Consider the following 10,939-nt stretch of genomic DNA (forward strand, 5'->3'; position numbering starts at 1 on the left):
CGAATCCTTCCTCTAGGAGGCTATGTTCGTATGGCAGGCTGGGGTGATGATGCGACAGAAATTAAGACAGGAACTCCGGTCAGTTTAACACTTGCTGATGATGGTAAGGTCAAACGGATCAACCTCTCAGGGAAGAAACTGGATCAAACGGCTCTTCCTATGCAGGTAACCCAGTTTGACTTTGAAGACAAGCTCTTTATCAAGGGGTTGGTCTTGGAAGAAGAAAAGATTTTTGCAGTAGATCACGATGCAACGGTTGTTGAAGAAGACGGAACCGAAGTGCGCATCGCTCCTTTGGATGTACAGTATCAAAATGCTTCTATCTGGGGCAAGCTCATCACCAACTTTGCAGGTCCTATGAATAACTTTATCTTAGGTGTTGTTGTTTTTTGGATCTTGATCTTTTTGCAGGGCGGTGTTAGAGATACTCAGACCAATCTCTTTCACGTCATGCCAGAGGGCGCTTTGGCTAAGGTGGGCGTAGCTGAGACAGCTCAAATCACCAAGGTCGGCTCGCATGAGGTTAAGAATTGGCAAGACTTGACCCAGGCTGTGGAAGCAGATACCAAGGACAAGACCGCCCCGACCTTGGATGTGACCATTTCTGAAAATGGTAGCGAAAAACAAGTCACTGTGACTCCAGAAGAAAATCAAGGACGTTACATTCTCGGGGTTCAACCAGGGGTCAAGTCAGACTTTCTATCCATGTTTGTTGGTGGATTTACAACTGCAGCTGACTCAGGGCTCCGTATCCTTTCAGCTCTGAAAAACTTGATTTTCCATCCAGATTTGAACAAACTCGGCGGTCCCGTTGCCATTTTTAAGGCAAGTAGCGATGCTGCTAAAAATGGAATTGAGAACGTCCTCTACTTCCTAGCCATGATTTCTATTAATATCGGGATTTTTAATTTGATTCCAATCCCGGCTTTGGATGGTGGAAAGATTGTGCTCAATATCCTAGAGGCTATCCGCCGTAAACCCCTTAAACAAGAAATTGAAACCTATGTCACCATGGCTGGTGTAGTTATCATGGTTGTCTTGATGCTAGCTGTGACCTGGAATGACATTATGCGACTCTTCTTTTAGATAATCGAGGAATATTATGAAACAAAGTAAAATGCTAATCCCAACGCTTCGCGAAATGCCAAGTGATGCTCAAGTTATCAGCCACGCCCTTATGTTGCGTGCTGGTTATGTTCGCCAAGTTTCTGCAGGTGTTTATTCTTACCTACCACTTGCTAACCGTGTGATTGAAAAGGCTAAGAATATCATGCGCCAAGAGTTTGATAAGATTGGTGCGGTGGAGATGTTGGCTCCTGCCCTTCTCAGTGCCGATCTTTGGCGTGAATCAGGCCGTTACGAAACCTATGGTGAAGACCTTTATAAACTGAAAAATCGTGAAAAGTCAGACTTTATCCTAGGTCCGACACACGAAGAGACTTTTACAGCCATTGTCCGTGACTCTGTCAAGTCTTACAAGCAATTGCCACTCAACCTTTACCAAATCCAACCGAAATACCGTGATGAAAAACGCCCACGTAACGGACTTCTTCGTACACGTGAGTTCATCATGAAAGACGGTTACAGTTTCCATGCCAACTATGATAGCTTGGATGTGACCTATGATGAATACAAGGCAGCCTATGAGCGCATCTTCACTCGTAGTGGTTTGGATTTCAAGGCTATCATCGGTGACGGTGGTGCCATGGGTGGTAAGGACAGTCAAGAATTTATGGCGATTACACCTGCTCGTACAGACCTTGACCGCTGGGTTGTCTTAGACAAGTCAGTTGCCTCATTTGATGAGATTCCTACAGAAGTGCAAGAAGAAATCAAGGCAGAATTGCTCAAATGGATGGTTTCTGGTGAAGACACCATTGCCTACTCAAGTGAGTCTGGCTATGCGGCTAACTTGGAAATGGCAACAAATGAGTACAAACCAAGCAACCGTGTCGTTGCGGAAGAAGAAGTGACTCGAGTGGAAACTCTAGGTGTTAAATCCATCGATGAAGTCGCAGCCTTCCTAAACGTTCCGCAAGAACAAACCATCAAAACCCTCTTCTATATGGCAGATAGTGAGCTTGTTGCAGCCCTTCTAGTTGGAAATGACCAACTCAATGAAGTTAAGTTGAAAAACCACTTGGGAGCAGATTTCTTTGACGTTGCGAGCGAGGAAGAAGTAGCAAATGTTATCTCAGCTGGCTTTGGTTCGCTTGGCCCAGTTGCTTTGCCAGAAAATGTGAAAATCATTGCTGACCGCAAGGTGCAAGATGTTCGCAATGCTGTTGTAGGGGCTAACGAAGATGGCTACCATTTGACGGGTGTGAACCCAGGTCGCGACTTTACTGCAGAATATGTGGATATCCGTGAAGTTCGTGAGGGTGAAATTTCCCCAGACGGACAAGGTGTTCTTAACTTTGCGCGTGGTATCGAGATTGGTCACATCTTCAAATTGGGAACTCGCTACTCAGCAAGCATGGGTGCGGATGTTTTGGATGAAAATGGCCGTGCGATCCCAATCATCATGGGTTGTTACGGTATTGGTGTCAGCCGTCTCCTCTCAGCAGTTATGGAGCAACACGCTCGCCTCTTTGTCAATAAAACTCCAAAAGGTGAATACCGTTACGCTTGGGGAGTTAACTTCCCTAAAGAATTGGCGCCATTCGATGTGCATTTGATTACTGTCAATGTTAAAGATGAAGAAGCGCAAGTCTTGACAGAAAAATTGGAAGCCAACTTGATGGAAGCTGGTTACGAAGTCTTGACGGATGACCGTAACGAACGTGTCGGGGTTAAATTCAGCGATAGCGACTTGATTGGTCTTCCAATCCGTATCACTGTTGGGAAGAAGGCGGCTGATGGTATTGTCGAAGTTAAGATCAAGGCGACTGGTGACACCATTGAAGTTCACGCAGACAACTTGCTTGAAACTCTTGAAATCCTAAGCAAAAAATAAAAACTATAATCAGAAGAAAAACAAGGCAAAAATGTAACTAGTTTTTACCTTGTTTTTTCTATATAATAAGACTGAATAGACACATAAAATATCAACAAAAGAGGTATAAGTATGTTAAAATTTCCAAAGGATTTTGTCTGGGGTTCCTCTACTTCTGGACCACAGACAGAAGGTCGTGTACCTGGTGACGGCAAGGGATACAATCTCTGGGATTATTGGTTCCAAGTAGAGCCAAATCGTTACTACAATGGAATTGGACCTGATAAAACATCGACTTTTTACGAAAACTGGGAAAAGGATATTGAGCTTTTGGTAGAGACTGGGCATACAGCCTTCCGAACTTCTATCCAGTGGTCTCGTATTTTTCCGCAAGGTCGTGGAGAGATCAATCCGCAAGGGGTGGCTTTCTACCGTCAGGTTTTTGAGGCTATTAAGGCCAAGGGGATTCGTCTCTTAGTCAATCTCTATCACTTCGACCTGCCTTTTGCCCTTCAAGAAGCTGGTGATGGCTGGGAAAATAAGGCAACTGTCAAGGCTTATGAAGACTATGCTCGTTTTTGTTTTGAGACTTACGGTGACTTGGTAGACCAATGGATTACCTTTAATGAACCCATCGTCCCCGTAGAATTTGGTTATTTTTATGATGCCCATTATCCTCACAAGGTGGATGCCAAAGCAGCGGTTAAGGTTGCCTATCATACGCAACTGGCTAGTAGTCTTGCGGTTAAGGCCTGTCATGAGATTCTGCCTGGCTCTAAGATTGGAATTGTACTTAACTTGACACCAGCCTATCCACGTAGCCAGCATCCTGCGGATGTCAAGGCTGCGCGCATTGCCGACCTCTTCCAAGCTCAATCTTTCCTAGATCCGTCTGTCTTGGGAGCTTATCCAGAGGAATTGGTGGAAATTTTAGCTGAGCATGATTTGCTGCCAGAGTACACTGTTGAAGAGTTAGAACTCATTCGCGAGAACATAGTTGATTTCCTTGGAGTCAACTACTACCAACCTTTGCGCGTTATGGCGCCGCGTTTTGCTAAACATCCAGACAGTCCCCTCTTGCCAGAACATTTTTACGAGCCTTATATCATGCCGGGCCGTAAAATCAATCCTCACCGAGGTTGGGAAATCTACGAGCAGGGGATTTATGATATCGCTCAAAATATCAAAGAAAATTATGGTAATATTGAGTGGATGTTGACAGAGAATGGCATGGGTGTTGAAGGTGAGGATAAATTCCGTGAGAATGGCATGATTCAGGACGACTATCGTATCGACTTTGTCAAAGGACATCTGCGTGAACTTCACCGTGCCATTGAAGACGGAGCCAATTGTAAGGGTTACTTAATCTGGACCTTTATTGATTGCTGGTCATGGCTCAATAGCTATAAAAACCGCTACGGTCTAGTTGAGCTTGACTTGGAAACACAGGAACGTCGTCTAAAAAAATCAGGCCATTGGTTCAAGGAACTCAGCGACCATAATGGATTTTAAGAATAAAAAGAGTGAGATGGTGTTCATCTCACTTTTTATTACAATATCATCACCAAGGTCCCAATCGTAATCAGGATACAGCCAATAATTGTTTTAAACGTCAGGACATCCTGTAGGAAGAAAAAGGCTAGAACGAGGGTAATGACGAGACGGAATTTATCGACAGCGGCTACCTCAGTCCCATTGCCCATCTGTAGTGCCTTGTAGTAGCAGAGCCAGGAGGTGCCAGTGGCCAAGCCAGATAAGATGAGAAAGAGCCAACTTTCTCTACTGATGTTGACAATTTCGGTCTGGCTATTGATCAAGAAAACCATGGCCCAGGCCATAAGAATGACGACGACCGTACGAATAGCAGTTGCTAGATTGGATGGAACTCCCTCAATCCCAATCTTGGCTAGAATTGACGTTAGGGCAGCAAAGATAGCAGATAAAAGTGCGAAGAAAAATCACATGGCAACCTCCTCCCTTACGACTATAAGTAAAGCATCTGCCTTGTCAGCTATTAGGTGAAATCTCAATTTCAGGAACTCTATAGAAGCTATACCAATTTTTATTCTTGACAAGTGAGAAAAACAAGTATATACTGTTTTTGCTGATTCCGTAAAGCGAGAATTAGACTATACCAATTTAAGGAGAAAGCACAGCTGGTCTGTGTCGTATATACTATGTGTGGAATTGTTGGTGTTGTTGGAAACACAAATGCAACTGATATTTTGATTCAAGGGCTTGAAAAGCTCGAATACCGTGGCTATGATTCTGCGGGGATTTTTGTCCTAGGTGGTGCTGAAAATCACCTGGTTAAGGCTGTCGGTCGTATCGCAGAATTATCTGCTAAGACAGCTGGTGTTGAGGGAACAACAGGTATCGGACATACGCGTTGGGCGACTCATGGGAAACCAACGGAGGACAATGCTCACCCACACCGCTCTGAGACTGGACGTTTTGTCTTGGTCCACAATGGGGTGATTGAAAACTACCTTGAAATCAAGGAAGAATACCTTGAAGGTCACCACTTCAAGGGACAAACAGATACAGAAATCGCTGTTCACTTGATTGGGAAATTTGCAGAAGAAGAAGGTCTCTCAGTTCTAGAAGCCTTCAAAAAAGCCCTTCACATCATCCGTGGTTCTTATGCCTTTGCCTTGGTTGACTCGCAAGATCCTGAAGTCATCTACGTGGCTAAGAATAAATCACCACTTTTGATTGGTCTTGGGGAAGGCTATAACATGGTCTGCTCAGATGCTATGGCTATGATTCGTGAAACCAACCAATACATGGAAATCCATGACCAAGAGTTGGTAATCGTCAAGGCTGATAGTGTCGAAGTTCAAGACTATGATGGTAATAGCCGTGAGCGTGCTAGCTACACTGCTGAGCTAGACTTGTCAGATATCGGTAAGGGAACTTACCCTTACTACATGCTCAAGGAAATCGATGAGCAACCAACGGTGATGCGTAAACTCATCCAAGCCTACACAGATGAGGCAGGTCAAGTAGTGGTTGACCCAGCTATCATCAAGGCTGTTCAAGATGCAGACGGCATCTATATTCTTGCAGCTGGGACATCTTACCACGCAGGATTTGCTTCTAAGAAGATGCTGGAAGAGTTGACGGATACACCTGTTGAACTTGGAATTTCATCTGAGTGGGGCTATGGTATGCCACTTCTCAGCCAGAAACCACTCTTTATCTTTATCAGCCAGTCTGGTGAAACAGCTGACAGCCGTCAAGTTTTGGTCAAGGCTAATGAAATGGACATTCCAAGCTTGACAGTGACAAACGTTCCAGGCTCAACTCTTTCTCGTGAAGCCAATCATACCATGCTTCTTCACGCGGGTCCTGAAATTGCTGTGGCCTCAACAAAGGCCTATACAGCGCAGATCGCAGCTCTTGCCTTCCTTGCAAAAGCAGTCGGAGAAGCAAACGGCAATGCTAAAGCGCAAGCCTTTGACCTGGTTCATGAGTTGTCAATCGTAGCTCAGTCTATCGAATCAACTCTTTCTGAAAAAGAAACCATTGATGCTAAAGTTCATGAGCTTCTTGAAACAACACGCAACGCCTTTTACATTGGACGTGGTCAAGATTACTACGTAGCCATGGAAGCCAGTCTTAAGCTAAAAGAGATTTCTTACATCCAGTGTGAAGGCTTTGCGGCAGGAGAACTCAAGCACGGGACCATTGCCTTGATTGAAGAAGGAACGCCTGTCTTGGCCCTCTTGTCAGATCCAGTCCTTGCTAACCATACTCGTGGAAATATCCAAGAGGTCGCAGCCCGTGGTGCCAAGGTTCTCACTATTGCAGAAGAGAATGTTGCTAAAGAGACAGACGATATCGTCCTTACGACCGTCCACCCTTACCTCTCACCAATCTCAATGGTCGTACCAACGCAATTGGTCGCTTACTTTGCAACACTCCACCGTGGCCTTGATGTGGACAAACCACGTAACCTTGCTAAGTCAGTAACAGTAGAATAAGCTAAGAAAGTCTAGTTCATCTAGACTTTTTCTAATGAGCAAATGTATTGAAAATAAAACTAATTAGTGATAAAATACCCTAAAACTAAAAGAGATAGCGAGGAAACGGGATGGTAGAATTAGGAATTTCAACATTTGGTGAAACAACAGCTCTGGAAGCGACTGGGCAACTTTACAGTCATGATGAACGCATTCGTCAGCTGGTGGCAGAGATAGAGCTGGCTGATAAGGTTGGTTTGGATGTGTACGGGATTGGGGAGCATCATCGGGAGGACTTTGCGGTATCGGCGCCAGAGATTGTTCTTGCAGCTGGTGCAGTCAATACCAAGAAAATTCGTTTGACGAGTGCAGTCAGCATACTCTCGAGTATGGATCCGATTCGCTTGTTCCAACAATATGCTACTATCGATGCTTTGTCAAATGGACGTGCGGAGATTATGGCTGGGCGTGGTTCATTTACCGAGTCTTTCCCACTGTTTGGCTATGACTTGAAAGACTATGAAGCTCTCTTTGATGAGAAATTAGACATGCTCCAGTTAGTCAATGAAAAGACCAAGATAGACTGGCAGGGGCAATTGACCCAAAGCATTGCTGGAAAAGAAGTTTATCCTCGTCCAGTTCAGGACAAATTGCCATTGTGGGTGGCGACAGGTGGTCATGTAGAGTCAACAGTGAAGATTGCTCAGGCGGGGTTGCCAATTGTCTATGCTATTATTGGTGGCAATCCGCGTTATTTTAAAAAGCTGATTCAAGCTTATCGTGAGATTAGTAGGGAAGCCGGTCATGCGGATAAAGACCTGAAAGTGGGCGCTCATTCTTGGGGCTGGATTGCTGAAGATGGCGAGCAGGCGATAAAAGATTATTTCCATCCGACCAAGCAAGTAGTGGATGCGATTTCCAAGGACCGTCCACACTGGCAGGAGTTGACCTATGAGCAATATTTGGAGCAAGTTGGGCCAAATGGTGCCATGTTTGTGGGAAATCCAGATCAGGTAGCAGAAAAATTGATTCGCATGATTGAGGATTTAGACTTGGACCGTTTCATGCTCCATCTACCGCTTGGTTCTATGCCTCATGGTCAAGTTCTGAGAGCTATTGAACTCTTCGGCACACAAGTGGCGCCCAAAATACGTGCTTACTTTGCTATGAAAGAGGAGTTATAAAAAAATTCAATCAGTTGAGTCGATTGGTGAGGAACACCCATGGATTCAGCAATAGGTGGAAGTGGTACAAGAGATAGAGCATACTATCTAGTGGAATATATACTAGTTTATACCAAGTACAAGATAAAATAGTAAAAAAGACGATTTCCGCTTGGAAGTCGTCTTTTTTGATATTCTCGCAAATACGATATCTTGTGGTTGGTGTAAACTGGTAGATAGCTCCCTTATTTTATTTATCAAAACCTTGTAAGTTTTTTTGGCGCTCTTCAGTTTGACCCTTGGCATCCAATTTATTACCATTGTAAACAGTGCTTTCCCATGATCCGTACATTGGGTTAGGGAAAATGATGAATTTCTCACCAAACTCTTTTTGTAATTCCTCTAATTTTTGGTCGCGCTCAGTTTCAGAGGTCTTTGAAAACTCTGCAAAGTCCACAAGATTGTCTCCTAGTAGCATGACTAAGTTGGTTTTTTCTTGGACTGCTTGTCTACGACCTTCTTTAGATTTGACGCCTTTTTCTAAGAACATGAGATGATCGCGGCTTTGTACAGGAATTCCTTCATTTTCTAGGTTTTTGATCGTATCATCTACCTGATCTATCGTGCGGTCAGATACATAGTAAATTTGGACACCGTTTTTGTCTGCAAATTGGAGAAAGTCTTTAGCACCTGGTACAGCCTTGGCTGCGGCTTTTTTTACCCAGACATCCCAGTTTTCTGGGGTAAATGCTGTTCCGTCTTTGACATTTTGAGCTTGATAAGGACTGTTGTCTAATACGGTTTCGTCTAAGTCCAAAACGATAGAGTAGGGTTTATCTGTCTGTGTTTTTAGTAGTTCTTTTAAACGATCAGTAGCGACATTGTAACCTTGTAGATAGAGTGCCTTGGTCTCAGCTGCTTTTTGATACCAAAGAGTTGACATAGTGTTCTCTCTTGAACGCAACTGATCATAGGTCATTGTAACCTGATTATCAGATGTACTACTTTGTGTTGTCTGTGAATTTGCCGAATTTGTGCCACAGCCAGTCAGTAAAATGACGGAAGCAAGTGTAGAAGCAATTGTAATGGTAACTTTGGATATTTTCATAATCCCATCCTCCTAATAATAGTCTACTAATATTGTAGCGTTTTCACGGGATTTGTGCAAGGGAATATCGGGAGAAAATAAATTTTTCAGTAGTAATTTGGTATTAGGATAAAATTATGTACTTAATTTGGGAATGAAGATGGATATAAAAAAATCCAATCGACTTGATAGAAAATCTATATCAGCTCCTTTTTGAAAAATAGATGAAAATAAAGAGAATCTTTGAAAGGCTAGTAACATCAAGCTTTTCAGGGATTTTTTTCTTTATAGATATAAAAATTTCCAATCGAGTTGATAGTCAATATATATTGGGAAAAGGGGAAAAGGAGTGGTAAGATGGTTTCAATCCAAATGGAAGGAGAGAGGTATGGCAAGTAAAAGAGATCTAGTCTTTAGAGCGATTCGAGGCGATGAAGTGGAAAGAGTTCCTGTCGGATTTTGGTTTCATTTTGTAACACTCGAAGAAAAGGGGCAGGGATTAAATAATCCACGTATCTTTCAAAAAAGTGTTGATGGGCATCGCAACTATGTGGAAAGGATTCGTCCTGATTTTGTCAAAATTATGAGCGATGGTTTTTTCCTTTATCCAAGTAATGTCTATCGTCCTAAGATTGCAAGCATTCAGGAGCTGACTTCTATTGAGTCGATTGGTGAGGAACACCCATGGATTCAGCAACAGGTGGAAGTGGTACAAGCGATTCGAGAGACCTTTACCGAAGAGATTGCTTCTTTCTACAATATCTTTTCGCCTATCTCCTACCTCAAGCGTTGGTTCCGTACAGAAACTTCTCGAGGAGATAGGGAAGTGGCTGACCTATTGCTTGAAAATCCTGAGCAACTCAGATCTATTCTAGATGTGATTGCAAGAGATATTGCTATCCTAACTCAGAAAATCATCCAGCAAGGTGGAGTTGATGGGATTTATCTCAGCACCCAGGAAATTCAAGATGAGCGCATCACACCAGAACTCTACCAAACCTATATCGAACCGAGCAATATAGCGATTTTGGAGGCAGCCAATCAGGTTGGTGGGACCAATATCCTCCATATCTGTGGTTTTGAAGGTGCGAGCAATGATGTGACGATATTTAAGGACTATCCAGCTCAAGTGGTCAACTGGGCGACTCATCATGAGGAGGTTAGTTTGACACAGGGGCAAGAGTTGTTTCCAGGCAAGGCCGTTTTAGGTGGATTTGAAAACGGCAAGAAAAGCTTGCTTTATCAAGGTTCCAAGGCGGAATTGCAAGATGAAACAAGACGGTTGCTGGCTGAAGCTGGTAATAAAGGCGTTCTTCTGGGAGCTGACTGTACTGTTCCAGATGACTTTGACTTAGAGAGGTTGGACTGGATTCGGCAGGCAGCTGTTCTCTAAAAGGAGGAGCTATGAAAAGTAAAAGATGGGGAATCTTCATTGCAGTTGTCGGTTTGCTGGCTTTGGTTGCCATAAGCGTCGTAAAAAATGGGCACTGCAAAAATGGAGAGAGATGTCGTGGAGTTCAGGATTTTTCCAAGTCCAGTCTTCCCTTTCTACGCTCGAATGATATCGCAAGCAGTTTATTAGTTGAAAAAGTAAGAAATGGAGAATAAGAATGTCAGAAAAAAAAGAATGGGTTTTAAAAGCATTTAGAGGTGAAAAGGTTGATCGTGTGCCAGTTGGTTTTTGGCACCATTTCACATCCGAAGACGAATGGCTACACGGATTTTCAAATCCAGTCATTATCGAGAAGAATATTGAGGGCCATAAGCGCTTTATCCGAGAAGTTCAGCC

General features: G+C 43.5%; 9 protein-coding genes and 1 pseudogene. 8 read left to right on the forward strand and 2 right to left on the reverse strand.

Going from position 1 to position 10,939, the window contains the following annotated elements:
* From rseP to GMD6S_RS06980, 3 genes are all read left to right on the forward strand, one after another.
* The coding region (rseP, locus tag GMD6S_RS06970; protein WP_000306097.1) for an RIP metalloprotease RseP at positions 1-1,086 on the forward strand (1,086 nt) is incomplete at its 5' end.
* A gap of 16 nt (positions 1,087-1,102) precedes the next feature.
* Positions 1,103-2,956, forward strand: a complete 1,854-nt coding sequence (locus GMD6S_RS06975) for a proline--tRNA ligase (RefSeq protein ID WP_000814033.1) — start codon at positions 1,103-1,105, stop codon at positions 2,954-2,956.
* 111 nt (positions 2,957-3,067) lie between these two features.
* The gene (locus GMD6S_RS06980) at positions 3,068-4,447 is read left to right on the forward strand and encodes a glycoside hydrolase family 1 protein (RefSeq protein ID WP_000911363.1); all 1,380 of its coding nucleotides are present in this window, start codon (positions 3,068-3,070) and stop codon (positions 4,445-4,447) included.
* Between the two features lie 38 nt (positions 4,448-4,485).
* Here the strand turns inward: GMD6S_RS06980 and GMD6S_RS06985 are convergent, their stop codons facing one another.
* Positions 4,486-4,869, reverse strand: a complete 384-nt coding sequence (locus GMD6S_RS06985) for an EamA family transporter (RefSeq protein WP_237739030.1) — start codon at positions 4,867-4,869, stop codon at positions 4,486-4,488.
* Positions 4,870-5,112: 243 nt separating this feature from the next.
* Here GMD6S_RS06985 and glmS point away from each other — a divergent pair, with 243 nt between their 5' ends.
* Positions 5,113-6,921 (forward strand): glutamine--fructose-6-phosphate transaminase (isomerizing), encoded by a 1,809-nt coding sequence (gene glmS / locus GMD6S_RS06990; protein ID WP_000334304.1) that lies wholly within the window; start codon positions 5,113-5,115, stop codon positions 6,919-6,921.
* 110 nt (positions 6,922-7,031) lie between these two features.
* Positions 7,032-8,084 carry an LLM class flavin-dependent oxidoreductase gene (locus GMD6S_RS06995; RefSeq protein ID WP_000229787.1) on the forward strand — a complete coding sequence of 351 codons (1,053 nt, stop codon included), beginning with the start codon at positions 7,032-7,034 and terminating at the stop codon, positions 8,082-8,084.
* Between the two features lie 229 nt (positions 8,085-8,313).
* Here the strand turns inward: GMD6S_RS06995 and GMD6S_RS07000 are convergent, their stop codons facing one another.
* Complete coding sequence (locus GMD6S_RS07000; RefSeq protein ID WP_000703382.1) at positions 8,314-9,171, reverse strand: 5'-nucleotidase, lipoprotein e(P4) family; 858 nt, start codon at positions 9,169-9,171, stop codon at positions 8,314-8,316.
* Positions 9,172-9,538: 367 nt separating this feature from the next.
* Between GMD6S_RS07000 and GMD6S_RS07005 the strand changes: the two genes are divergently transcribed.
* The 3 genes and pseudogenes from GMD6S_RS07005 to GMD6S_RS07015 all read left to right on the forward strand — a co-directional run.
* Positions 9,539-10,543 (forward strand): uroporphyrinogen decarboxylase family protein, encoded by a 1,005-nt coding sequence (locus GMD6S_RS07005; RefSeq protein ID WP_000157304.1) that lies wholly within the window; start codon positions 9,539-9,541, stop codon positions 10,541-10,543.
* A gap of 11 nt (positions 10,544-10,554) precedes the next feature.
* Positions 10,555-10,758, forward strand: a complete 204-nt coding sequence (locus GMD6S_RS07010; RefSeq protein ID WP_000837737.1) for a hypothetical protein — start codon at positions 10,555-10,557, stop codon at positions 10,756-10,758.
* A 2-nt stretch (positions 10,759-10,760) separates the two neighbouring features.
* Positions 10,761-10,939 (forward strand): annotated as a pseudogene (locus GMD6S_RS07015) (uroporphyrinogen decarboxylase family protein); the annotation flags it as partial.

The sequence above is a fragment of the Streptococcus sp. GMD6S genome, from assembly GCF_000297015.1.